This window comes from Nocardiopsis suaedae (assembly GCF_027706745.1).
GTDB lineage: Bacteria > Actinomycetota > Actinomycetes > Streptosporangiales > Streptosporangiaceae > Nocardiopsis_A > Nocardiopsis_A suaedae.
Genome location: NZ_JAQFWP010000049.1, coordinates 1 through 22,350, shown reverse-complemented (window position 1 = coordinate 22,350; position 22,350 = coordinate 1). Strand labels below are relative to the sequence as shown.

Annotated in this window: 21 protein-coding genes; 15 read left to right on the top strand and 6 right to left on the bottom strand. The window is 75.5% G+C overall.

Annotation, left to right across the window (positions count from 1 at the left end; translation table 11 throughout):
* The first annotated feature begins 241 nt into the window (after positions 1 to 241).
* Positions 242 to 1,120: a PadR family transcriptional regulator gene (locus O4U47_RS22090; protein ID WP_270679843.1), complete on the top strand. Its 879-nt coding sequence runs from the start codon at positions 242 to 244 to the stop codon at positions 1,118 to 1,120.
* A gap of 318 nt (positions 1,121 to 1,438) precedes the next feature.
* Here O4U47_RS22090 and O4U47_RS22085 read toward each other — a convergent pair whose 3' ends face one another.
* Positions 1,439 to 1,924, bottom strand: a complete 486-nt coding sequence (locus tag O4U47_RS22085; RefSeq protein ID WP_270679863.1) for a mycothiol transferase — start codon at positions 1,922 to 1,924, stop codon at positions 1,439 to 1,441.
* Positions 1,925 to 2,112: 188 nt separating this feature from the next.
* On the opposite strand from O4U47_RS22085, the gene O4U47_RS22080 reads away from it, so the two are divergent.
* Positions 2,113 to 2,730, top strand: a complete 618-nt coding sequence (locus O4U47_RS22080; protein WP_270679842.1) for a hypothetical protein — start codon at positions 2,113 to 2,115, stop codon at positions 2,728 to 2,730.
* Between the two features lie 117 nt (positions 2,731 to 2,847).
* Here the strand turns inward: O4U47_RS22080 and O4U47_RS22075 are convergent, their stop codons facing one another.
* The 3 genes from O4U47_RS22075 to O4U47_RS22065 all read right to left on the bottom strand — a co-directional run bounded on the left by O4U47_RS22075 (position 2,848) and on the right by O4U47_RS22065 (position 5,706).
* On the bottom strand, positions 2,848 to 3,960 hold the full coding sequence (locus O4U47_RS22075; protein WP_270679841.1) for a TIGR04222 domain-containing membrane protein: 1,113 nt from the start codon (positions 3,958 to 3,960) through the stop codon (positions 2,848 to 2,850).
* Positions 3,961 to 4,596: 636 nt separating this feature from the next.
* Complete coding sequence (gene ybaK / locus O4U47_RS22070; RefSeq protein ID WP_270679840.1) at positions 4,597 to 5,079, bottom strand: Cys-tRNA(Pro) deacylase; 483 nt, start codon at positions 5,077 to 5,079, stop codon at positions 4,597 to 4,599.
* A gap of 57 nt (positions 5,080 to 5,136) precedes the next feature.
* A complete protein-coding gene (locus O4U47_RS22065) occupies positions 5,137 to 5,706 on the bottom strand; it encodes a ferritin (RefSeq protein WP_270679839.1) in 570 nt (189 codons plus the stop codon).
* A 310-nt stretch (positions 5,707 to 6,016) separates the two neighbouring features.
* Here O4U47_RS22065 and hisD point away from each other — a divergent pair, with 310 nt between their 5' ends.
* The 7 genes from hisD to hisF all read left to right on the top strand — a co-directional run bounded on the left by hisD (position 6,017) and on the right by hisF (position 11,573).
* Positions 6,017 to 7,318 carry a histidinol dehydrogenase gene (hisD, locus tag O4U47_RS22060; protein WP_270679838.1) on the top strand — a complete coding sequence of 434 codons (1,302 nt, stop codon included), beginning with the start codon at positions 6,017 to 6,019 and terminating at the stop codon, positions 7,316 to 7,318.
* Between the two features lie 56 nt (positions 7,319 to 7,374).
* Positions 7,375 to 8,457 carry a histidinol-phosphate transaminase gene (locus O4U47_RS22055; protein WP_270679837.1) on the top strand — a complete coding sequence of 361 codons (1,083 nt, stop codon included), beginning with the start codon at positions 7,375 to 7,377 and terminating at the stop codon, positions 8,455 to 8,457.
* Positions 8,458 to 8,524: 67 nt separating this feature from the next.
* Positions 8,525 to 9,118 (top strand): imidazoleglycerol-phosphate dehydratase HisB, encoded by a 594-nt coding sequence (gene hisB / locus O4U47_RS22050; RefSeq protein WP_017622172.1) that lies wholly within the window; start codon positions 8,525 to 8,527, stop codon positions 9,116 to 9,118.
* Positions 9,118 to 9,282 carry a hypothetical protein gene (locus O4U47_RS22045; RefSeq protein WP_270679836.1) on the top strand — a complete coding sequence of 55 codons (165 nt, stop codon included), beginning with the start codon at positions 9,118 to 9,120 and terminating at the stop codon, positions 9,280 to 9,282. The genes hisB and O4U47_RS22045 overlap by 1 nt, the downstream gene beginning before the upstream one ends.
* Positions 9,283 to 9,355: 73 nt before the next feature.
* Positions 9,356 to 9,991: an imidazole glycerol phosphate synthase subunit HisH gene (gene hisH, locus O4U47_RS22040; protein WP_270679835.1), complete on the top strand. Its 636-nt coding sequence runs from the start codon at positions 9,356 to 9,358 to the stop codon at positions 9,989 to 9,991.
* 68 nt (positions 9,992 to 10,059) lie between these two features.
* Positions 10,060 to 10,791: a bifunctional 1-(5-phosphoribosyl)-5-((5-phosphoribosylamino)methylideneamino)imidazole-4-carboxamide isomerase/phosphoribosylanthranilate isomerase PriA gene (gene priA / locus O4U47_RS22035; protein ID WP_270679834.1), complete on the top strand. Its 732-nt coding sequence runs from the start codon at positions 10,060 to 10,062 to the stop codon at positions 10,789 to 10,791.
* Positions 10,788 to 11,573, top strand: coding sequence for an imidazole glycerol phosphate synthase subunit HisF (gene hisF, locus O4U47_RS22030; RefSeq protein ID WP_270679833.1), 786 nt, complete (start codon positions 10,788 to 10,790; stop codon positions 11,571 to 11,573). Before priA ends, hisF begins: the two co-directional genes overlap by 4 nt.
* Before the next feature lie 202 nt (positions 11,574 to 11,775).
* Here the strand turns inward: hisF and O4U47_RS22025 are convergent, their stop codons facing one another.
* A complete protein-coding gene (locus O4U47_RS22025; protein ID WP_270679832.1) occupies positions 11,776 to 13,629 on the bottom strand; it encodes a glycosyltransferase in 1,854 nt (617 codons plus the stop codon).
* A 274-nt stretch (positions 13,630 to 13,903) separates the two neighbouring features.
* On the opposite strand from O4U47_RS22025, the gene O4U47_RS22020 reads away from it, so the two are divergent.
* From O4U47_RS22020 to O4U47_RS22010, 3 genes are all read left to right on the top strand, one after another.
* The gene (locus O4U47_RS22020; RefSeq protein WP_270679831.1) at positions 13,904 to 14,497 is read left to right on the top strand and encodes a peptidoglycan-binding domain-containing protein; all 594 of its coding nucleotides are present in this window, start codon (positions 13,904 to 13,906) and stop codon (positions 14,495 to 14,497) included.
* Positions 14,498 to 14,890: 393 nt separating this feature from the next.
* Positions 14,891 to 16,921 carry an ABC transporter ATP-binding protein gene (locus O4U47_RS22015; protein WP_270679830.1) on the top strand — a complete coding sequence of 677 codons (2,031 nt, stop codon included), beginning with the start codon at positions 14,891 to 14,893 and terminating at the stop codon, positions 16,919 to 16,921.
* A complete protein-coding gene (locus tag O4U47_RS22010; RefSeq protein ID WP_270679829.1) occupies positions 16,918 to 18,756 on the top strand; it encodes an ABC transporter ATP-binding protein in 1,839 nt (612 codons plus the stop codon). The genes O4U47_RS22015 and O4U47_RS22010 overlap by 4 nt, the downstream gene beginning before the upstream one ends.
* Before the next feature lie 269 nt (positions 18,757 to 19,025).
* On the opposite strand, the gene O4U47_RS22005 is transcribed toward O4U47_RS22010, so the two are convergent.
* Positions 19,026 to 20,012 carry an SIS domain-containing protein gene (locus O4U47_RS22005; protein ID WP_270679828.1) on the bottom strand — a complete coding sequence of 329 codons (987 nt, stop codon included), beginning with the start codon at positions 20,010 to 20,012 and terminating at the stop codon, positions 19,026 to 19,028.
* A 436-nt stretch (positions 20,013 to 20,448) separates the two neighbouring features.
* Between O4U47_RS22005 and hisI the strand changes: the two genes are divergently transcribed.
* The 3 genes from hisI to O4U47_RS21990 are packed head-to-tail and all read left to right on the top strand — an operon-like array spanning position 20,449 to position 21,913.
* Complete coding sequence (gene hisI / locus O4U47_RS22000) at positions 20,449 to 20,844, top strand: phosphoribosyl-AMP cyclohydrolase (protein WP_270679827.1); 396 nt, start codon at positions 20,449 to 20,451, stop codon at positions 20,842 to 20,844.
* On the top strand, positions 20,841 to 21,545 hold the full coding sequence (locus O4U47_RS21995) for a Trp biosynthesis-associated membrane protein (RefSeq protein ID WP_270679826.1): 705 nt from the start codon (positions 20,841 to 20,843) through the stop codon (positions 21,543 to 21,545). Before hisI ends, O4U47_RS21995 begins: the two co-directional genes overlap by 4 nt.
* On the top strand, positions 21,545 to 21,913 hold the full coding sequence (locus O4U47_RS21990; RefSeq protein ID WP_270679825.1) for an HGxxPAAW family protein: 369 nt from the start codon (positions 21,545 to 21,547) through the stop codon (positions 21,911 to 21,913). The genes O4U47_RS21995 and O4U47_RS21990 overlap by 1 nt, the downstream gene beginning before the upstream one ends.
* Positions 21,914 to 22,350 lie beyond the last annotated feature (437 nt).

Below are 22,350 nucleotides of genomic sequence, written 5' to 3'. Positions count from 1 at the left end.
AATGGACACACCCTAGCCCCCGGCCCCGCCCGGGGCGCGCGCGATCGGGCCCCGCCCTCCCTTCGGGGAGGGCGGGGCCTTCGTCGTGTCCGGACCCCTCCGCCCCAAGGGGTGTGTCTTGCGTCACACCCATGATGGTTGCCAAGCGATCAGTACCGATATATCGTTATCTATCAAGATAGAAAATCACCTATCGGGACCGGTCGGGTGCGCTCTCCGGTCCCGGAACGAGGAGGACACCATGACCGCGATGGCGATGCCGTGGCCCTGGGGCGGCCGCGACGACGAGAACGCGCGTGATCCGCGGGCCGAGCGCCCGCGCGCCGACCGCTTCGACCAGGGCGGTGAACGCTCCGCGCCGTGGGGCGGGCGCGACCCCCGGCGGGCGCTCGAGCACTGGATGAAGATGGGCGAAGGGCGCCCCCACGGCCACGGGAGGGGAGGCCGGCGCCCGCCCGAAGGCCCCTTCGGCGGAGGCCACGGGCCGCACATGCCGTCGGTCCCCCCGGGGCCGCCCGCGCCGCCCGCGGGCCCGTGGGGCCCACCCTTCGGGTACGGCGGGCCGGGCGGGCCGGGCGGCCCGTTCGGCGGAGGGCGCGGCGGCCGCCGCGGCCAGCGGGCCCGCCGGGGCGACGTGCGCACGGGCATCCTGCTGCTGCTGGCCGAGGGGCCGCTGAGCGGCTACGAGATCATCCGCGAGGGCAAGGAGCGCAGCTCCGGCACCTGGCGGCCCAGCCCCGGGTCGGTGTACCCGATGCTCCAGCAGCTGGAGGACGAGGGGCTGGTCCGCCCGGTCGATACCGAGGGCGGCGGTCGGCGGCGCCCCTTCGAGCTGACCGAGGAGGGCCGCGCGTACGTGGACGAGCGCGGCGCGGACCTGACCCCGCCGTGGCAGGCGGCGGCCGAGGAGTTCGAGGACGCGCACTCCGGCCAGATGGAGGTGCAGTCGCTGGCGTACCAGCTGATGGCCGCGGCCGCCCAGGTGGCCCAGGTCGGCACCCCCGAACAGCAGGAGCGCGCGAAGCGGATGCTGTCGGAGACCCGGCGCGAGCTGTACCGGATCCTCGCCGAGGACGAGACCGCGCCCGCGGAGGAGTCGGACGAGGACGAGGAGGAGTAGTCCGCACGGGGGCGGGGGTCCCCGAGTCCGGATGAGCGGGGCGGGGCCGCACGGGTGCGCCCCCGCCCCGCGGCCGTGTCTCCGGAGGACACCTCTCCGGGGTCGGCCCAGGGCTGAAGTGAGGTGTCTTTTCCCTCGGCCCGTTTCAGCGCGGTCGGCACGACGCTTGGGGCGGGCCCGGCCCGCTCTGAGCGCCCTGACCGGCGGCCCGCCCGTCGGTGGACGGCCGAAGGCCGCAGGCGGGACGGCGGCCACGACCGGCGAAGGTGCCAGCGCTCCCGAGGGCGCGGCACCGCGTCACGAGGACGCGGCTCCGTGTCAGGGGAGGCGGCGAAGGGGGTCCGCCTCGACCAGCCCCCGCAGCATCTCCAATTGGCCGACATGGGCCGCGGTCTCCTCCACCATGTGGATCAGCACCCAGCGCAGGGTCACCGGCGGTTCGCCCACCCGGGACCGGCGCGCGCCCGACCGGGGCTCCAGACGGGCGGTGACCGTCCGGGAACGCTCGCACTGCGCCTCATAACCGGCGATGAGGTCCGCGAGCCCCGAACCGGGGGCGGGCCGCCGGACGGCGCCGGGCCCGGCCGCGGGCGCCCCCTCCGGCGGGTCGGCCACCCGCTCCGGGCGGCCGAGCAGGACCGCCTCGAACCAGTGGTGCTCCGACCACGTCAGGTGGGACACCACGCCGCGCACCGTCAGATGCGGCGAGCCCGGCACCGGGGCGGCGGCGGACGCGGCGGGTGACAGCCCGGCACAGGCACGGCGCACCGACGCGCGGTGCCGGTCCAGGAAGGCGCTGAGCATCGTGGTCTCGTCGGCCCACACCGGGGGAGGCGCCGGGCGGCAGGCCCCGGGGCCGGCGAGCGCGGGTCGTCCGTCGCAAGTGGTGTCCATGCGCTCATTGTCACCGGCGCCCCTGAGGCGGACCACTGGTTTTCCGGCCCGCGCAGCGGGATAGATTCGTGTGAGCGGAAACGGAAGGGGGCGCCCGGATGGTGCGAGGGCGGTTGGCCGCGGGCGGCACGGTGCTCGGGGCGGTCGCGCTCCTGGGGGTCCCCTTGGGCGTGCTGTGGTGGTGGCTGGCGCCGAGGCCGGAGGTCACCGTCGGCCTCGACGGGCAGCCCCTGCCCTACCCGGTCAGCGAGACCGCGTTCGCGGTGCAGGGCCACTACGCCCTCATCGCCGCCGGGGCGGGGATGGCCACCGGGTACGGCGCCTTCCTCGTCCAGTACCGGATGGCCCGCCGCCGGGCGGGCCAGGGCCGTCCGCCGCTGGACGTGCGCATGGTGTGCCTGCTCGGCCTGGTGGTGGGCGCGGCGCTGGGCGCCGTGCTGATGTGGCGCACGGGGGTGCTGCTGGAGGGGGACGCCTTCGCCCGGGCCCTCGCCGCCGCCGAGCCCCGAGACGTGATCACCGACCGCCTCCGTCTGGACGCCACCGCGGCCCTGGTCATCTGGCCTTTCGTGGCGGTGCTGCAGTACGGCCTGTTCGACGCGGTGAGCACGTGGCGCGGGGACGTCCCCGTCGAATCCGCGGCGGCCGAGCGGTCAGGAGAGGCCGACGCCGCCCCGGCCGCCGATCCGGAGGAGACCGAGAAGGCCTCACAGTAGGCCCGCCCGGGGGTGTGCCCCCGCGTCCCGTGGTCCGGGGGCCGATGCGCGGGGAGAAGACGCGGACTGAGGCGCCGCCGTACCCATGGGCCTCCACGGCAGGCGTTCCGCAGACGGCTACCAGCGGCGGTGCCGCTCGACCTTGAGGGCGTCTCCGTCGCCGCGCCACATGCCGCGGCCGCCGTCGCCCGCGAAGTCCCCGCCCAGGCCCGTGTCCACACGGCCCAGCCCGCGCCCGCAGGCGACGGCGAAGGAGCGGACGAGGGCCTCTTCCCGGGGCCGCGGTGGCGCACCGTTCCCCGGGCATCGCCGACGCAACTCGGGAAAGCCCTCCAGAGCGGTCGTGCGCAGCGCGCCGACGGGGCCCGGGGCCGCCCCCGCCGCCCGGGCCTCGGCCAGCAGAGCGTCCCCCGCGAGCGTGCGCGGGCCCAAGCGGCCCCCGGTCGCCCGGTACACCCAGTGGACCCCGAACCAGCACCCGCACAGCACCGGGGCGGCGACCGCCACGCGCGGCAGCGGGGCGGCGGCCAGCGCGAGCGCGGCCGCTCCCGCGCCGCACGCCACCGCGCCGGGCAGCCCGCCCAGCAGTCGCCGGGCCACGTGCAGCAAGAACGGGTAGGCCATCAGCAGCAGGGCGAAGGCCGCCGGGAACAGCGCGTGCACGGGGTCGGGCCCCGGCCGCATGCCCGCCAGGAGCAGTACGGCGCCGAGCACGGCCGCGCCCGCACCCACGCCCGCGTGGACGGCCCAGGCGGCGCGGCGCAGCCGCCGGACCCGCCGCAGCGATTCCGGTGCGGAGAACAGGCCGAGGCGGCGCAGGCGCCATAGGACCGCCGTGGTCGCGTCCCCGCGCGTCGCGGACTCGACCAGCCGTTCGGCCGGGATGCAGCGGCCGGGCTCCAGAGAGGCCCCCATGATCCGTCCGAAGGGGGACGGCGGGCGGGGGAGCGGGGCCGTGCCGGAAGGGGGCTGCTCGGGTGGTGACACCGCGCCGTTTCCGCGTGCGATCACCTTGGCGGACAGGTACAGCTCGGCGAGGGCCACCTCGCCCAGCCGGGTCCGGCCGCCCGCGAGCATGCCGAGGTCGGTGGGCTCGAGTTCGTCGGCGTCGACGGCGGGGAGCCGGGGCCCGGCGGAGCGGGCGCGGGCGTATCCCCAGCGTGAGAGCAGGAGGCAGAGCGCGGTCAGCACGTGGAGCATGACCGTGCCGAGCACGACCGCCGGGACCATCGTGCCTCCCTGACGCGTCCCGCCTTTTATGTGATGCAGACCACCGTAAGACGGCGACGGTCCGGTGAAAAGTACCCTGCGCTAGACACCCTGGGGGAGATGAGTCGCCCGGAGTACGAATCGGACGGCAGGGCGGCGAGGACAGGTCGGCGGCCGCTCGTCGCCGAACCGCGCCGACGGGTGCGAGGTACGGCGGACGATGAAGTCGGGCGGGCCTGCCTGCAGCGTTGTCGGCCACCCGGCGTGTGCGCGGTCACCGCTGAGGGCGGCGACGGTGGGAGGGGGTGGTGCCCCGGGGGCCGAGGGCGGTGGTTTCACCACATGATCTGCCCCGGGACGGTTCCCTCACCGGGCTGGACGAGCGAACGGGTGTGCTGTTCCCGATATGCCTGGAATGTGCCCCGCGAGCGGCCACACGCCTCCCGGCCGCGCCGTCCGCCTGGACGGCGAAGGGCCCGACGGGCGGCAGGCAGGGCCGGAGAACCGCTCCGCTCTCGCCGTCGCCCCATACCCCGGCAGCCCGCCGGACGGCCGGTTCCGTGAGCGGGGCACCTGCTGCGCCGCCGCAGCGGCTCGGGTTCAGGATGAACGGGCGGACGGTGGCTGCCCCCCCGGCAAGGCGGCGGACTCGCCCTCCTAGTACGCGGCGATGGGGCCGGTCGTCCCGCGGGTCAGGTCCAGCAAGTCCCTCGGGGACAATTCCATCTGCAGGCCCCGGCGGCCCGCCGAGACGTACACCGTCTCGTGGTCGCCCACCGACGCGTCCACCACCGTGCGCAGCCTCTTGCGCTGGCCCAGCGGGCTGATGCCCCCGCGCACGTACCCGGTGGCGCGCTCGGCGTCCTTCGGGTCGGCCATCACGGCCTTCTTCCCGCCCGCCGACGCGGCCAGCGCCTTCAGGTCCAGCGTGGCCGACACCGGCACCACGCCCACCGTCAGCACCCCGTCGACCTCGGCCACCAGCGTCTTGAACACGCGCTCGCGCGGGACGCCGAGCGCGTCGGCGGCCTCCTCGCCGTAGGAGGAGCCGCCGTCGCCCGAGGCCGTGTAGGTGTGCAGTGTCGTCTCGATCTTCGCCCGGCTCGCCGCGATCGTCGCCGGGGTCCCCTTGCCGCTCACGCGGCCAGCCTAGTGCCGCCGCGGCGCGCGCCCCCGTGGGCGCCGCGGCGGCGCCCGTCACACGGTCAGCGCCGGCCCCGCCGTCTCCGGGGCGTCGGCGTCGCCCCCCGTCTCGTCGGGCATCTCGCGCGCCAGCCAGGTCTCCACCTCGAACATCGACCCGCCCGCGGCGCGGTCCAGCACCGCCAGGATGGTCGACATCTTGTGCTCCTCCTCCACCTGCTCGGAGAGGAACCACTGGAGGAACTGCTCGCCGGTGTAGTCGTTCTCCTCGCGGGCGACCCGCTGGAGCACGTGGAACTGCTCGGTCACGCGCTGCTCCTGGGCCAGCGCCAGGGCCACCAGGTCGCGCGGGGCGTCGAAATCGTTCTGGATTTCGTCGACCCGGGGGATGGAGGTGGGGACGTCCCGGTCGAGCAGGTAGCGCACGATCATCATCGCGTGGTCGCGCTCCTCCAGCGACTGGCGGTAGAAGATCCGCGCGAGCTGGGGCAGGTGGCGGTCGTCGAACCAGGCCGCCAGCGCCACGTACTGGTGCGAGGCGGTGAATTCGTGCCGCACCTGGTCCAGCAGGAGGCGGTGGAACTTGGAAAGGCCGTGCTCGGTGCTCTGCGGTGTGGAAGCCATGCCTCCACGATAACGCTCGCCAAAAGCCGGGTCGAACAAATACGCGGCAATTTTCGCCACACAGGGAAGCCTTTCTTGCGAATCATTAGGTTAGCCCTCCCAAAGTTAGGCCAGGCTTATTGTGCGCTTTTATGGTGAGGCTTGCCTGAACGGTGTCGAACAGGGGGCGAACGGGTGCGGCGGACGAAAGGGGAAGGGGCTCGCGCGCCTGGACCCGGCGGGTCGGACCGGGCGGCCCGTGACCGCGGTCACCCCGCTCGACCAGGGCGCTCCCGGGGCGCGTGCGGCGCCCGGCCCCTAGAATGGGGCCGTGATCTCCCGAATCGACCTCCGAGGCACCACCGGCGACCCGCGCGACCTGCTGCCCCGCGCCGAGACCGACGTCGAGGCGGCCGTGGCCAAGGTCCGCCCCATCGTCGAGGACGTCCGTCATCGCGGCACCGACGCGCTGATCGAGCTCGCCGAGCGCTTCGACGGGGTCCGCCTCACCGGCGTCAAGGTGCCCGAGGAGGAGATCGCCGCCGCGCTGCGCACCCTCGACCCGTCGGTGCGCGCCGCCCTGGAGGAGTCCATCCGCCGCGCCCGCCTGGTCCACCGCGACCAGCGCCGCACCGACACCACCACCCGCGTCGCCCCCGGCGGCACCGTCACCGAGCGCTGGGTGCCGGTCGGCCGCGTCGGCCTGTACGTGCCGGGCGGCCGCGCGGTCTACCCCTCCAGCGTCGTGATGAACACCGTGCCCGCCCAGGAGGCCGGGGTGGCCTCGCTGGCCGTCGCCTCCCCGCCGCAGGCCGAGTTCGGCGGCCTGCCGCACCCCACCGTCCTGGCCGCCTGCGCCCTGCTCGGCGTCGACGAGGTCTACGCCGTCGGCGGCGCCCAGGCCGTGGCCATGTTCGCCTACGGCGCCGGCGAGTGCGCCCGCGCCGACATGGTCACCGGCCCCGGCAACATCTGGGTGGCCGCCGCCAAGCGCCTGCTCAAGGGCACCATCGGCATCGACGCCGAGGCCGGGCCCACCGAGATCGCCGTCCTGGCCGACGACACCGCCGACCCCGGGTACGTCGCCGCCGACCTGATCAGCCAGGCCGAGCACGACACCGTCGCCGCCTCGGTCCTGGTCACCCCCTCCACCGGGCTCGCCGACGCCGTCGACGCCGAGCTGGAGCGCCGGGTGGCCGCCACCAAGCACTCCGACCGCATCACCCAGGCGCTCACCGGCCCCCAGTCGGGCACCGTGCTCGTCGACGACATCGAGCACGGCCTGCGCGTGGTCGACGCCTACGCCGCCGAGCACCTGGAGATCATGGTCCGCGACCCGCGCGCCACCGCCGACCGGGTCCGCAACGCCGGCGCGGTCTTCGTCGGCCCCCACGCACCGGTGTCCCTGGGCGACTACCTCGCCGGGTCCAACCACGTGCTGCCCACCGGCGGGTGCGCCTGCCACTCCTCCGGCCTGAGCGTGCAGACCTTCCTGCGCGGCATCCACGTGGTCGACTACGACCGCGACGCCCTGGCCGAGGTCGCCGGGCACGTCGTCGCCCTCGCCGAGGCCGAGGACCTGCCCGCGCACGGCGAGGCCGTCACCGCGCGCGTCGGCCGCACCGGCGCCTGAGGGCCCACACCCCACCGCACCGCCGCACCGACTCCCCGGACGGGACACCTGACACCGTGAGCGACTTCGGCCCCGACGACCTGCCGATCCGCGACGACCTGCGCGGGCGCGCCCCCTACGGCGCCCCCCAGCTGGACGTGCCGGTCGCCCTGAACACCAACGAGAACCCCTTCCCGCCCTCGGAGCGCCTGGTCGAGGCCCTCGGCAGCGCCGTCTCCGACGCCGCCCGCGGCCTCAACCGCTACCCCGACCGCGACGCCGTCCGGCTGCGCGGGGCGCTCGCCCGCTACCTCGGCCACGGCCTGGACGCCGACCGGGTGTGGGCGGCCAACGGCTCCAACGAGGTCCTGCAGCAGATCCTGCAGGTCTTCGGCGGCCCCGGGCGCACCGCCATGGGCTTCGAGCCGTCCTACTCCATGCACCCGGTCATCACCGAGGTCACCGGCACCCGCTGGATCACCGCCGAGCGCGGCCCCGACTTCGGCATCGACCCCGACCGGGCCGAGGAGCTCATCGCCGAGCACCGCCCCGACGTGCTCTTCCTGACCTCGCCCAACAACCCCACCGGCACCGCCCTGCCGCTGGAGACCGTCGCCCGCCTGGCCGCCGCCGCGCCCGGCATGGTCGTCGTGGACGAGGCCTACGCCGAGTTCCGCCGCGAGGGCACCCCCAGCGCGCTGACGCTGCTGCCCGACCACCCGCGGCTGATCGTCTCGCGCACCATGTCCAAGGCGTTCGCCCTGGCCGGCGCCCGCCTGGGCTACCTGGCCGCGCACCCGGCCGTGGTGCAGGCGCTGCAGCTGGTGCGGCTGCCCTACCACCTGTCCGCGGTCACCCAGGCCGTCGCCCTCACCGCCCTGGAGTTCTCCGACGAGCTGCTGGCCGGGGTCAAACAGCTGCGCGAGGAGCGCGACGCCCTCGTCGGGTGGCTGCGCGCCCAGGGCTTCGCCGTCGCCGACTCCGACGCCAACTTCGTGCTGTTCGGGGAGTTCGAGGACCGCGGCGCGGTGTTCCGCGGAATGCTGGAGCGCGGCGTGCTCATCCGCGAGGTCGGCCCGCCGCGCTGGCTGCGCGCCACCATCGGCACCCCCGAGGAAATGTCCGCCTTCCGGGAGGCGTTGCTGCGGGTGACGGCCTGACCGCCGACGCCGGCCGCCCCGATACCAGGCCCGTGACCAGGCCCGAGACCAGGAGAGTCCCACCACCATGAGCCGCATCGGCCGCATCGAACGCGCCACCAAGGAGACCAAGGTCAGCGTCGAGATCGACCTCGACGGGACCGGCGTGTCCGACGTCTCCACCGGCGTCGGGTTCTACGACCACATGCTCGACCAGCTCGCCAAGCACGGCCTGTTCGACCTGACCGTGCGCACCGAGGGCGACCTGCACATCGACTCCCACCACACCATGGAGGACACCGCCCTGGCCCTGGGCGCCGCCTTCCGCGAGGCCCTCGGGGACAAGGCGGGCATCCGCCGCTTCGCCGACGCCAAGGTGCCGCTCGACGAGGCCCTGGCCGAGGTCACCGTCGACGTGTCCGGCCGCCCCTACCTGGTGCACAGCGAGCCCGAGGGCATGGCCCCGGTGATCGGCCGCGACTACGACACCACCATGACCCGGCACATCTTCGAGTCGTTCGTCGCCCAGGCGCGTGTGGCCATGCACGTCCACGTGCCCTACGGCCGCAACGCCCACCACATCGTGGAGTGCCAGTTCAAGGCCCTGGCCCGCGCCCTGCGCTTCGCCTGCGAGAAGGACCCGCGCGTCAGCGGCGTGCCCTCCACCAAGGGCGCCCTCTGATGCAGGACCTGTGGGGCGTGCTGCTCATCGGGCTCGGCGGGCTGCTCGCCGGGGGAGCGATCGCCACCTGGAAGCAGCAGCGCGCGCTGTCCGTGGCGCTGGGCGTCTGCACCGTGCTGGCCGTCGCCTCCGGGGTGCTCCGCCTGGGGTACTTCGGGGGCTGAGCCCCCTGAGCCCGTGAACCCCGCCCGCCCCGCCCACCCCTCCACCGCCGAACCAAGAAAGGCGCGGTCGACCGTGCAGCCTCGCGTCGTCATCCTCGACTACGGATCCGGCAACCTCCGGTCCGCCCAGCGCGCCGTCGAGCGCGCCGGCGCCGACGTGGAGGTCACCGCCGACCCCCATGCCGCGATGGAGGCCGACGGCCTGCTCGTCCCCGGCGTCGGCGCGTTCGCCGCCTGCATGGCGGGCCTGCGCTCGGTCCACGGCCACCAGGTCATCGGCAAGCGCCTGGCCGGGGGCCGCCCCGTGCTCGGCATCTGCGTGGGCATGCAGGTCCTCTTCGACCGCGGCGTGGAGCACGGGGTGGCCACCGAAGGCTGCGGCGAGTGGCCCGGAACCGTGGAGCGCCTGCAAGCCCCCGTCATCCCGCACATGGGCTGGAACACCGTCGACGCCCCCGGGGGCAGCCGCCTGTTCGCCGGGGTCGGCCCCGAGGAGCGCTTCTACTTCGTGCACTCCTACGGCGTGCTGGACTGGACGCTGGAGGCGACCTCGGAGCACATCGCCGCGCCCCGGGTGACCTGGTCGACCCACGGCCGCCCGTTCGTGGCCGCGGTGGAGAACGGCCCGCTGTGGGCCACCCAGTTCCACCCCGAGAAGTCCGGCGACGCCGGGGCCAAGGTGCTGGCCAACTGGGTGGCGTCGCTGTGAGCGGCGCCGCCGAACCCGTCCCCGATCCGCGCAGCGGACCGAAACCGGAAAGCAGGGTCTGCCAACCGATGTCCTCCACCCTCGAACTCCTCCCGGCCGTGGACGTGGCCGACGGGACCGCGGTCCAGCTCGTCCAGGGCAAGGCCGGGTCCGGCGGGCGGTACGGCGACCCGCTGGAGGCCGCCCGCGCCTGGCAGGAGGCCGGCGCCGAGTGGATCCACCTGGTCGACCTGGACGCCGCCTTCGGCCGCGGGCACAACCGCGAGCTGCTGTCCTCGATCGTGGGGCGCCTGGACGTGCAGGTCGAGCTGTCCGGCGGCATCCGCGACGACGCGTCGCTGGCCGCGGCCCTGGCCACCGGGTGCACGCGGGTCAACATCGGCACCGCCGCCCTGGAGAACCCGGACTGGTGCGCGCGCATCATCGCCGAGCACGGCGACCGCATCGCCATCGGCCTCGACGTGCGCGGCACCACCCTGGCCGCGCGCGGGTGGACCCGCGACGGCGGCGACCTGTACGCCACCCTGGACCGCCTGGAGGCCGAGGGGTGCGCCCGCTACGTCGTGACCGACGTCAACAAGGACGGCACCCTCAAGGGCCCCAACCTGGAGCTGCTCAGCGCGGTGTGCGCGCGCACCGACAAGCCGGTCGTGGCCAGCGGCGGCGTGTCCGCCCTGGCCGACCTCGAGGCCATCGCGTCCCTGGTGCCCGAAGGGGTGGAGGGCGCCATCATGGGGACCGCGCTGTACGAGGGGGCGTTCACCCTGCAGGAGGCCCTTGAGGCGGTGAAGCGGTCGTGACCCTCGCCGTGCGCGTCATCCCGTGCCTGGACGTGGACGCCGGGCGCGTGGTCAAGGGCGTGAACTTCCAGAACCTGCGCGACGCCGGGGACCCGGTGGAGCTGGCGGCCCGCTACGACGCGGCCGGGGCCGACGAGCTGACCTTCCTGGACGTCACCGCCTCCAGCGGCGACCGGGAGACCACCTACGACGTGGTGCGCCGCACCGCCGAGCAGGTCTTCATCCCGCTGACGGTGGGCGGGGGCGTGCGCACCCCCGACGACGTCGACCGGCTGCTGCGCGCCGGGGCCGACAAGGTGGGCGTGAACACGGCGGCGATCGCCCGGCCGGACCTGATCCGGGAGATCGCCGAGCGGTTCGGCAACCAGGTGCTGGTGCTGTCGGCGGACGTGCGCCGTGCCGAGGGCGCCCCGGAGGCGCCGCTGCCCAGCGGGTTCGAGGTCACCACGCACGGCGGGCGCCGGGGGACCGGCATCGACGCGGTGGAGTGGACCGAGCGCGCTGCGGAGCTGGGCGCCGGGGAGATCCTGCTGAACTCGATGGACGCCGACGGGACGAAGGCCGGGTTCGACCTGGACCTGATCCGCGCCGTGCGTGCGCGCGTGGACATCCCGGTCATCGCCAGCGGAGGGGCGGGCGAGGTGCCCCACTTCCCGCCGGCGGTCGACGCGGGCGCCGACGCGGTGCTGGCGGCGTCGGTGTTCCACTTCGGGGACTTCACCATCGGGGACGTGAAGGCCGAACTGGCCAGGCAGGGCCACCCGGTCCGCCCCGTCGGCTGAGGCGCGCCGCCGCCCGGCGATGATCTCGACAAGGGTGCTGTCAAAACCGCCGGAATGACAGCACTTCCGTCGAGATCATCGCCGAGGGGCGGGCCGGGCCGCCCGCCTGTTCGACCGCCCCACTCGCCCGCACCGTGAGAACCCGAAACGTCAGGGGGCCGGTTCCAGCCTTCCTCATCCAAGGTCAACGGCACAGGGGCCCTTACACCGCCCCCAGGCGCGCGTACAGCCCCCGGTACACCTCCGCCACGCGGGGCCACGTCCGGTTGGCGGTCACCTCTTCACGGCCCGCCGCGGAGAGCTCGGACCGCAGGCCGGGGTCACCGTGCAGCCGCTCCAGCGCGTCCGCCAGCGCCTCCGCGTCCCCCGGCTCCACCATCAGGCCCGCCCCACCGCCGCCCAGCAGCTCGCGCAGCGCCGGAAGGTCGCTCGCCACGACGGGGGTGCCCAGCGCCATCGCCTCCACCGGCTTGAGCGGCGTCACCAGGCGGCACACCCGGTCGTCCGCACGCGGGGCGGCGAAGGCGTCCAGCGCCGCGTGCGCCCGCAGCGCGTCGGCCGGGTCCACGCGGCCGGGCAGGACGCACGCCTCGCCGATGCCCAGGCGGCGGACCGCCGCCCGCACCCCGCCCAGCGCCTCGCCGTCGCCGACCAGCAGCATCCGCGCGGGCACCCCGCGCCCGCGCAACAGCGCCACCGCCTCGGCGAGCACGGTGAACCCCTCGTAGCCCACCACGCTGGAGACCGACCCCACCACGAAGTCGTCGTCCTCCAGGCCGTGCTCGCGCCGGAAGCCCGCCCCGTCGGGCCGGGCGTCCAGCAGCCACGGCTCCACCGCGTTCGGCGCCAGCACGATCCGCGCGGGGTCGGCCCCGCGCGCCACGATCTCCTCGCGCATGGTCTCCGAGAGCGTCACCACCGCGTCGGCGGTGCGCATGAGCGCCGACTCGCGCTCGACCACCGCCCGGTGCCGCTCACTGCCCTGCGCCTGCGGCACGGCCCCCGACAGCCAGCTCTCCTCCCGGAAGCCCCGCACCTCGTATACGAACGGCAGCCCCAGCCGGGCGGCCGCCGCCGCGGCGATGGAGCCGTTCCGGTGGTCGGTGGCGGCGTGCAGCACCGCCGGGCGCAGCCGCCGCGCCAGCGCCGCCACACCGTCGACCCCCGCCTCGATCTGCGCGGCGAGCCCGCCCGGCAGCTCCACGCCCGGGTGCAGCCGGTGGTGGCCCACCCCGTCCAGCTCCGCGCTCTCCTCCACCCCGGGCCGGTCCAGCGGCCACCCGGGGAAGGTGACCACGCTCGGCTCCAGCCCGGCGTCCTTCTGCGCGGTGACGATCCGGTGCGTGCGCACCGTGTACCCGGCGCCGGTGTAGGGCAGCGCGTTGGACACCACGTGCAGTACGCGCCCCGGGACCGGTTCGAACCCCGCGTCGTCCCGGGCGGGCGGCTCCGGCAGCGGCCCGAGGGCGCGGCGCTCGCCCAGCAGCCGGTCGTGCATCCGCGCGCACACCTCGTGCCCGCCGGTATAGGGCTCCACGGCGTCGATGGCGTCGGACAGGCGTCCCTGCTCGAACATCAGCCGGGCCTTGCGCGCCGCCACGGCCCCGCCCAGGGAGGCGGTGTAGTGCTCCGGCAGGTCGGGGAGGTGGCGCAGGGCGACCTCCGTCAGACGCGGGCGCTCGGCGGCCGCCAGGACCGACGCCAGGCGCCGCGCGGCCCGTCGGCCGCGCGCCGTCTCCTCCGCGGCGTTCGCGGCGATGCGCCCCATGTCGCCGCGGGCGTCGTCGACCCGCTCCGCGGCGGCCAGAAGGAGCAGGTGCGTGGCCGGGAACCGGGGCGGCGGGGCGTCGGCGCCGGACGCCTTGCCCGCCCCGGCGGGCGGCCCGTGCGGGTCGGTGGTGGACAGGGCGGACGCCCTCGCCTTCTCGGAGAGGGAGCGCGCCCACCGCAGCGCGGTCCGGGCGGCGGAATCGCGAAAGCCGTCGAGAAGCGACGCGCGCGGCGGAGAGGGCGCGGCCGCGGGAGGACCGAAAGTGGGGGAAGACGTGTCGGACACCCTTACGAGTCTGGTGCCGTTCCGGGGCGCCGTGCGCCGCTCGGCGGAGTCCGGGCGAGGAATTCCCTGGACCGAACGCCGCCGTTCACCGTGCGTTCGCGGCGAGGGGAGGGGCGACGCGCACCCCCGCGTTCCGGTTGACCTGCACGGAGCAAAGCATACGAACACTGGCGGTCGAGAGATGTTTACCGCCTGCACCCGAACCCGCGTCCCGCGGTTCCCATCTCCCCGGAGTGAACGGACGTGACCCGGAGAGAACAAGGGGGGCTCTCTCATGTCCATGGGGAACAGGATCGCCGCGGTGGCCGCCTCGGGGGCGCTGGTGCTCGGCACGGGCCTGGCCGCCGCACCGGCCGCGCTCGCCGACGGGCCGCATACGCCGCCCGAGGTCGAGCAGCGGGTGGAGGCGTGCGAGTGGACCGTCCTCAAGCCCGGTGACGGGCGCTGGGAGGTCGGGTACGCCAAGCACGTGCTCAACGGCCTCGGCGCCTACGACTCCGACGCGGTGGACGACGTCTACGGCGAGGACTTCACGGCGGCGGTCGAGGAGTACCAGTCGTCCGCGGACGTCCCGCGGAGCGGCGAGTTCGACACCGCCACGTGGGAGCACGCGCGCGCCGACTTCGGCGAGGTGGGCCCGGGGACGCAGTCCGAGCCCGGCGACCTCGTGCGGGCCGTGCAGTACGCACTGGCCGCGGGATACGGCTACGACCTGGCGGTCGACGGGTACTACGGCCCGGCCACCGAGGGGGCCGTGCGCGAATTCCAGGGGATCGTGGGGATCGACGCCGACGGGATCGTCGGCCCGATCACCTTCCGGGCCCTCGTCACCGGCGGAGCCTGCCAGGAGCTCGGCCTGACCGACTAGCAGGGCCGCCCCGGGAGGGGCGGGCGGGCCCGGGCGCGACAGCGGCGCCCGGGCCCGCCTCGGTGTGCGGAGGGGGAGTCGGACGCCCACGGGGCGGCCGGGCCCGCCGAGGGCCCCGCCCCTCGGATGGTGTCCGCGGAGCGGTGGAACCTTCGGCGGCCGTGCCCGCGCACCGGCCTCCGAGGAGCGGGGCCACGCATTGTCACCGCCATCGGGTGGAATAGGCCGCATCCGGGCGGTGCTGAACAGAATCGATACTCTCGGTGCCTCGCCGCACAGTAGGTTGGTCCGGCACATGCCGTCCCCTGATCGGATGGCATGTGCTTTTTGCGGGCGCCCACCGGCGCGACGCGACCGAGAGCCGACGGACACCGTGGACGAACAGGGGGCCGCATGGCGCAGTCAACCGCGAACGGCGACGGGGCGGGCGGAACCCGCGGCGCCCCCGGGAGCCGCGATCGGCGGATCTTCGTCCGCGGCCTGCGGGTGCTGTGGGTGGCCATGCGCACCGAACCCGCCGTCTTCCTCGTCGCGGTCTTCGGCGCCTCCCTGCACGCCGCCGTCACCGTCGCCTCCGCAGAAGTCCTCGGCCGCGTCACCGACCAGGTCATCCTGCCCGCCTTCCAGGACGGGCGCACCACCGCCGCCGCCCTGACCGCCGCCGCGGCCGCCCTGCTGGCCGTCGGCGTGCTCAAGGCCGTCGGCCTGGGCCTGCGCCGCCTGTACGCCGGGCTCATGCAGTTCCGCATGCAGGCCCGCTACCGGCGCCGGGTCGCCCGCAAGTACCTGCGCCTGCCCCTGGCCTGGCACCACCGCCACCCCGCCGGGCAGCTGCTGTCCAACGCCAACGCCGACGTCGAGGCCGCCTGGCAGCCGCTCGCCCCCCTGCCCATGGTCGTCGGCAGCCTGTTCATGCTGGTCATCGCCGCCGTCGCGATGGTCTTCACCGACCCCGTGCTCGCCCTGGTCGGGTTCGTCGTCTTCCCGCTGCTCTTCGCCGTCAACGTGGTCTTCCAGCGCAAGGCCGCCCCCGTGGCCACCCGCGCCCAGGCCCTGCGCGCCGAGGTCAGCGAGGTCGCCCACGAGTCCTTCGACGGCGCCCTGGTCGTCAAGACCCTGGGCCGGGAGGACACCGAGACCGAGCGCTTCACCGCCGCCGCCCACCGGCTGCGCGACGCCCAGATCCGGGTGGGCCGCATGCGCGGCCTGTTCGACCCCGTCATGGAGGCCCTGCCCAACCTCGGGGTCCTCGGCGTGCTGCTGGTCGGCGCCTGGCGGCTGTCCTCCGACGCCATCGCCGTCGGCGACCTGGTGCAGATGTCCTACCTGTTCACCCTGCTGGCGCTGCCCATCCGGTCCTTCGGGTGGCTGCTGGGCGACATGCCCCGCAGCGTCGTCGGCTGGGATCGCGTCTCCACCGTGCTCGGCGCCGACGGCGCCATGGAGCACGGCACGGCCCGCCTCGACGGCGAGGGCGGCATCGGGGTGAGCGTGCGCGGCCTGGACTTCTCCTACGAGGACGGCGGCGCCGACCGCGACCTGGCCGACGACGCGGCCCGCGCCGCCGCCCCCGCGGCCGCCACCGCCGCCGCGGACGGCGGCCGGGGCGGGCGCACCACCGTCCTGCACGGCGTCGACCTGGACATCGCCCCCGGCCGCACCGTCGCCGTCGTCGGCGCCACCGGCTCGGGCAAGTCCACCCTGACCACCCTGCTGCTGCGGCTGGTCGACCCCGACACCGGCACCGTCGCCTACGACGGCACCGACGTGCGCGACCTGGCCCCCGGCCAGATCCCCGCCGCGGCCGCCCTGGTACCCCAGTCCACCTTCGTCTTCGAGGACACCGTCCGCGACAACGTGGCGCTGGACACCGGCGCCACCGACGCCGACGTGTGGGCCGCCCTGCGCCTGGCCCGCGCCGACTCCTTCGTCGCCGCCCTGCCCGACGGCCTCGACACCCGCCTGGGCGAGCGCGGCGCCAGCCTCTCCGGAGGCCAGCGCCAGCGCCTGGCCCTGGCCCGCGCCGTCGTGCGCCGCCCCCGCCTGCTCGTCCTGGACGACGCCACCTCCGCCGTCGACCCGCAGGTGGAGGCGCAGATCCTCGCCGGGCTCCGGGAGACCGACCTGGCCGCCACCGTGGTCGTCGTCGCCTACCGCAGGGCCACCATCGAACTCGCCGACGAGGTCGTCTACATGGAGGACGGCACCGTCGCCGACCGGGGGCCGCACACCGAGCTGCTGCTCCGCTCGCCCGGCTACGAGCGCCTGGTCACCGCCTACGAACGCGCCGCCGAGGAGCGCGCGGCCGCCGAGGAGCGCGCGGCCGCCGAGGAGCGCGCGGCCGCCGAACGGGCCGCGGCCGCCGGCGCCGCCGACCCGTCCGCCGAGGGCGGCCCCGCCGCCGAAGAGGAGGCCCTGCGATGAGCGCGCCCGCCGCCACCCGCGACCGCCCGGCCGAGGAGGGGGCGCCGAGCGCCGATCCGGCCGCCCCGGCGCTGAGCCGCTCCAGCCTCGGCGCCATCGCCACCATCCGCCGCGGCCTGGCCCTGTCCCCGGAGTTCACCCGCGGCCTGGGCTGGACCGTGGCGTTCGCCCTCGTGGCCACCGCCGGGAAGGTCGTGGTGCCGCTGGCCGTCCAGCAGACCATCGACAACGGCATCGCCGTGGAGGGCGGCCCCGACCTGGACTTCACCGTCCTGGCCGTCGCCGTGAGCGCCGCCGTGCTGGCCCTCACCACCGCGTGCTCCTACGTGATGAACGTGCGCCTGTACCGGGCCACCGAGTCGGGCCTGGCCACGCTGCGCCGCAAGGCCTTCCGGCACGTGCACGACCTGTCGGTGCTCACCCAGAACAGCGAGCGCAAGGGCGCCCTGGTCTCCCGCGTCACCTCCGACGTCGACCAGATCAGCACCTTCATGCAGTGGGGCGGCATCCTGCTCATCGTCAGCTCGGGCCAGCTGCTGGTGGCCACCGTGCTGATGGCCGTCTACTCCTGGCAGCTCACCCTGGTGGTGTGGGTGTGCTTCCTGCCGCTGCTGTTCGGCGCCCGCTGGCTGCAGCGGCTGCTGTCCAAGGCCTACCTGACGGTGCGCGAGCGCACCGGCGACATGCTCGGCGTCATCGGCGAGACCGTGGTCGGCGCCGCCGTCATCCGCGCCCACGGCACCGAGGACCGCACCGCCCGCCGCATCGACGAGCGCGTGCTGGCCACCCGCAGGGCGCAGGTGAAGGCGCAGCGGCTGTCCATGTCGGTCTCGCCGTTCGCCGAGCTCGTCGCCGCCGTCGGCAACGCCGCCGTGGTCGTCACCGGCGTGCTGCTGGGCGTGGGCGGCCACATCACGCCCGGCCAGCTCGTCGCCTTCCTGTTCCTGGTCACCCTGTTCGTGCAGCCGATGATGATGGCCACGGAGATCTTCAACGAGGCGCAGAACGCCATCGCCGGGTGGCGCCGCGTACTGGGCGTGCTCGACACCGAGCCCGACGTCGCCGACCCGGGCGACGGCGGGCGGGAGCTGCCCCGTGGGCCGGTCGGGGTCCGCTTCGACCGGGTCTCCTACGCCTACCCGGGCGGGCCCACCGTGCTCGACGGCGTGGACCTGGAGATCGCCCCGGGCACCAGGGTCGCCGTGGTGGGCGAGACCGGGTCGGGCAAGACCACCTTCGTCAAGCTCCTCACCCGCCTGATGGACCCCTCCGGGGGGCGGGTCCGGCTGGACGGGGCCGACCTGCGGGAGGTCGCCTTCTCCTCGCTGCGCAGCCGGGTCGTGATGGTGCCCCAGGAGGGCTTCCTGTTCGACGGCACCCTGGCCGACAACATCCGCTTCGCCCGGCCCGGGGCCACCGACGCCGACCTGGAGCGGGCCGTGGCCGACCTGGGCCTGGGCGACTGGCTGGCGGGCCTGGCGCACGGCCTGGACACCCCGGTCGGGCAGCGCGGCGAGTCCCTGTCGGCGGGGGAGCGCCAGCTCGTGGCGCTGGTGCGGGCCTTCGTCGCCGACCCCGACCTGCTGGTGCTGGACGAGGCCACCTCGGCGGTCGACCCGCACACCGAGACCCGCATCCAGCGGGCCCTGGACCGGATCACCGCCGGGCGCACGTCGGTGGCCATCGCGCACCGGATGTCGACCGCGGAGGCCGCCGACGAGGTCCTGGTGTTCGACGCGGGCGAGGTCGTCCAGCGCGGCCCGCACAAGCACCTCGCCGAGCAGGAAGGGGTCTACGCCGACCTGTACGCCTCCTGGGTCCGCAGCTCGGCCTGAGGCGGCGGCCGGCCGGGGCCACCGGGCGCGCAGGGAGGGGAGGCGGAGCGGGGCGGCGGCCGGCCATGCCCGGCCGCGCCTGCCCGGAGGGCGCGACCGGTGCAGGCCCTGTCTGCCCGGCTCGGCGCCGTCCTGATGCTCCTGGGCCGCACCCGGTCCGCCCTCGGATCCGTGACCGGCCCCCGCCCGCCGACGGTGACCGACGGGGTCACGCCCCGGGGCGGACCACCGGTCGGGGCCGCCACCGGGGCGGCAGGGTCCCACCGTCGTCACACGCCCCGGGCCGCCCACCAGTGGGCCGCGAGGATCTCGGCGACCAGCGGCTCGGTCAGCAGCGCCACGTCCGGGTCGGTGTCGCCCAGGTACCGCACGGTCGCCGCCGCGCCCTCCACCCGGCCGCCCACCGCCACGAACCGGCCCCGCAGCTGCAGCAGGTGCTCGGAGAACCGCTCGTCGTAGTGCGACCCGGCGAACAGCAGCGCCCGGTAGTCGCTCACCGCCGCCAGGTACCGGCCGGTGTGCGACCACTCGGCCGTCTCGAACGCGAACGACGCCAGCACCGGCCCCTGGCGCAGGACCAGGCTCGCCTGCTCGGCCGAGGCCTCCCGCTCCGCCGGGGCCGCCGTGTGCACCGGCCCCCCGCCGTCCAGCACGGACGCCGCCTCCGGGACCCACGCGCGGGCCCGCTCCAGCAGGTCGGCCGAGGCGTTGGACGCCCGCCTCAGGGTCGGCACCAGGTCGGCCGATCCGCCCAGCGGCCGCGCCCCCAGCCGGTGCCCCAGGTGCAGCAGCTGCGCCAGTGCGAGCCGGTGGCCCCGGCAGTTCAGGCCGCTCTTGTCCGGCTCGCCGCTCAGCGGCACCAGGATGTCGGCGTAGCGGGCGGCCGGGGAGGTGGTGTCGTCGGTGATCACGATGATCGCCGAGTCCGCGACGTACCGGTCCAGCGCCGTGCACAGCTCCCGCAGGCCGCCCCCGACCGCGACCGCGACCACCAGAGTCGCCGGGCCCGCCGGAAGCGACCCCTCGGCCGAGGGGTGCTCGGCCGTCGCCCCGAGCCCGGCCCGCCGCAGCCGGTGCGCCGCCGCCTCGCACGCGTGCCGCGCCGACCCCGTGCCCAGCAGCAGTATCCCCGCGGGCTCGTCGTCCACCAGCGCGGGCAGCGCCTCATAGGGGTCCTTGCGGGCCAGGCGGTCGGCGAGCGCGTTGAGCGCCGCGGGCACGCCCGCGAGGTCGGCGGAGAGCAACTGCGCGGTCACACGGCTCCTTCTCGGGTCCTGCGGAACGCCACCGACGATACTCGCCGCACGCCCTCGGCCCGCCGCATGGCCATTCTCACTGCGCAGGCGTGGGTCCGCGGTGTGCGGGCCGTGCCGGTCGCCCGCGGTGGCGCCGCCCGTGTCGGGGCGGAGAGCGGGGGAGGGGCGGTGACGTGCTCCGCCGGAGTGGAGCGGCTCCTGTCCGGCTGCTCCGGCAAGGAACATGACGGCTCAGGGCAGGATCGCCTCCTTGGGCGTGGTGTGATCTCCGTCCGCCCGGTTCAGCGCCACCACCACGACGGTGGGCCCGGCCCGCCCTCTGTGACCTGAAGCGCCCCGACCGTCGGCGGCCGTGCTCGGCAGAGCATGATCAACACAACACGCCCTAAGGCCGCCCCGGCCGCGGGAGGCGCCGACCCGCACATAGGCTGTCACCATGACCGCCCGCCCATCCGAGGGCGGCCCGGCAGGCGCGCCCGCCAGCGGGCTCGCCCCCGAGGTCGCCGCCCGCCTCAAGCGCACCCCCGACGGCCTCCTCCCGGCCGTCGTGCAGCAGCACGACACCGGCGAGGTGCTCATGCTCGCGTGGATGGACGACGAGGCCCTGCACCGCACCCTGACCACCCGCAGCGCCACCTACTGGTCGCGCAGCCGCGGCGAGTACTGGGTCAAGGGCGCCACCTCCGGCAACGTGCAGCGGGTCGTCTCGGTCGCCCTCGACTGCGACGGGGACACGCTGCTGGTCCAGGTGGACCAGACCGGCGCCGCCTGCCACACCGGCGACCGCACCTGCTTCGACGCCGGTGCCCTGCCGGTGGAGGGCGGGCCGTGACCGGCACGGACCGGGCGCGCGCCAAGCGCGAGTACACCTCCGCCCTGGCCGCCACCGCGGTCGGCGCCGCCGCCCTGATCACCGCCGCCGGGCAGACCTGGGCCAGCGGCGACGTGGAGGTGTCCGGCCCGCTGGCCGCCGCCCCCGTCCAGGTGGACGGCGCCACCGCCGCCCCGGCCGTGGCGGCCATGGGCTGGGCCGGGCTCGCCGCGGTCGCCGCCCTGATCGCCACCCGCGGCCGGGCGCGCACCGCCGCGGGTGTCCTGATGGTCCTCTTCGGGGCCGGGGCCCTGGCGGGCGTGTGGACCGGGACCCGCGGGTCCGCCCTGGCCGCCGCCGCCCTCCAGGCCACCACCGCACAGGGGGAGCTGGGCGGCCTGCACGTGGAGTGGGGCTGGCCGGCCCTGGCCGCGTTCGGCGGGGCCGTCCTGCTGGCCGCCGGGGGCGCCGCCGCGTGGCGGGGGCCTGCCTGGCCCGCCATGGGCAGCAGGTACGATCGCCACGGCGCCTCCGCCGCGACCTCCCGGAACGGCCCGGCCGACCCCGCCGACCTGTGGCGGTCGCTGGACCACGGAGAGGACCCCACCGCCGACCCGGCCCAGGGCGGTGCGTCCGCCGGGGACGGCGCCCCCGACAACGACGATCCCGACCGCGACCGCGCCCGACCGGCGGGCGCACCGGCAGCACAGAAGGAGCCCTGATGGCCGACGCACACCACGAGGAGCACGAGGACCACGGCAACACCGTCGCCGCGTGGTTCCTCACCATCTCCTGGATCGCGGCGTGGACCGTGGCCGGCGCCGCCATCATCCTCGGCGGGGACATCATCGTCTGGACCGCGGTCGGCCTGGGCGCCAGCGTCGTGCTGGCGGTCGTCGCCGGGGTCATGAAGAAGGCCGGTCTGGGCCGCAAGGAGCCGCGCCCGGTGCCGCCGACGCGCGAGCAGTGGGAGTCCGAGCGCGCCGGGGACGCCAAGGCCGCCAAGGCCGCCAAGAAGGCGGACGAGGCCGGGAAGGCGGACGGCAAGGGCGACGACGACAAGGAGCCCGCCACCGCGGGCGCCAAGTAGCCGCGGCCCCTTCCGGTCCCCGAGCCCTTCCGAGGGACCCCGGACCGCCCGGGACCGTCCCGGCCGCACGGCAGGACGGGGCACGGGCAGTCCCCGGACACGACCGTCACGGCCCGCTCCCCGTGGTGCACCGCCACCACAAGGAGCGGGCCGCGGGCGTGTCCGGGGGCGGTGGTGACGGCAAGAGCGGGGTGGTTCCCCAGCGCTGCCAGCCGGGCGGCAGGCTTCTCACGGTCCGTGCGGGCGGCGGCTGAGCAGGTCCCCCGCTTACGGTCTCCGGCCCGGCGACTGGCCTCCAGGGCGCCAGGTGGAGAGCAGCGGCGACGACGAAGGTCAGCGGCACTTCCGGCAGCGCTGTCGGACGTGGGGCGTGTGCGTGGTCGGGTGGTTGGCGGCGACGGCGTGAGCGGGGCGGTTCCCCGGGCCTGCTTGCCGGG

Coding starts and splice junctions, on each gene's coding strand:
- O4U47_RS22090 (WP_270679843.1), top strand. CDS start 242: ATGACCGCGATGGCGATGCCGTGGCCCTGGGGCGGCCGCGACGACGAG.
- O4U47_RS22085 (WP_270679863.1), bottom strand. CDS start 1,924: ATGCTCAGCGCCTTCCTGGACCGGCACCGCGCGTCGGTGCGCCGTGCC.
- O4U47_RS22080 (WP_270679842.1), top strand. CDS start 2,113: ATGGTGCGAGGGCGGTTGGCCGCGGGCGGCACGGTGCTCGGGGCGGTC.
- O4U47_RS22075 (WP_270679841.1), bottom strand. CDS start 3,960: ATGGTCCCGGCGGTCGTGCTCGGCACGGTCATGCTCCACGTGCTGACC.
- O4U47_RS22065 (WP_270679839.1), bottom strand. CDS start 5,706: ATGGCTTCCACACCGCAGAGCACCGAGCACGGCCTTTCCAAGTTCCAC.
- hisB (WP_017622172.1), top strand. CDS start 8,525: ATGAGCCGCATCGGCCGCATCGAACGCGCCACCAAGGAGACCAAGGTC.
- O4U47_RS22045 (WP_270679836.1), top strand. CDS start 9,118: ATGCAGGACCTGTGGGGCGTGCTGCTCATCGGGCTCGGCGGGCTGCTC.
- priA (WP_270679834.1), top strand. CDS start 10,060: ATGTCCTCCACCCTCGAACTCCTCCCGGCCGTGGACGTGGCCGACGGG.
- O4U47_RS22020 (WP_270679831.1), top strand. CDS start 13,904: ATGTCCATGGGGAACAGGATCGCCGCGGTGGCCGCCTCGGGGGCGCTG.
- O4U47_RS22015 (WP_270679830.1), top strand. CDS start 14,891: ATGGCGCAGTCAACCGCGAACGGCGACGGGGCGGGCGGAACCCGCGGC.
- O4U47_RS22010 (WP_270679829.1), top strand. CDS start 16,918: ATGAGCGCGCCCGCCGCCACCCGCGACCGCCCGGCCGAGGAGGGGGCG.
- hisI (WP_270679827.1), top strand. CDS start 20,449: ATGACCGCCCGCCCATCCGAGGGCGGCCCGGCAGGCGCGCCCGCCAGC.
- O4U47_RS21990 (WP_270679825.1), top strand. CDS start 21,545: ATGGCCGACGCACACCACGAGGAGCACGAGGACCACGGCAACACCGTC.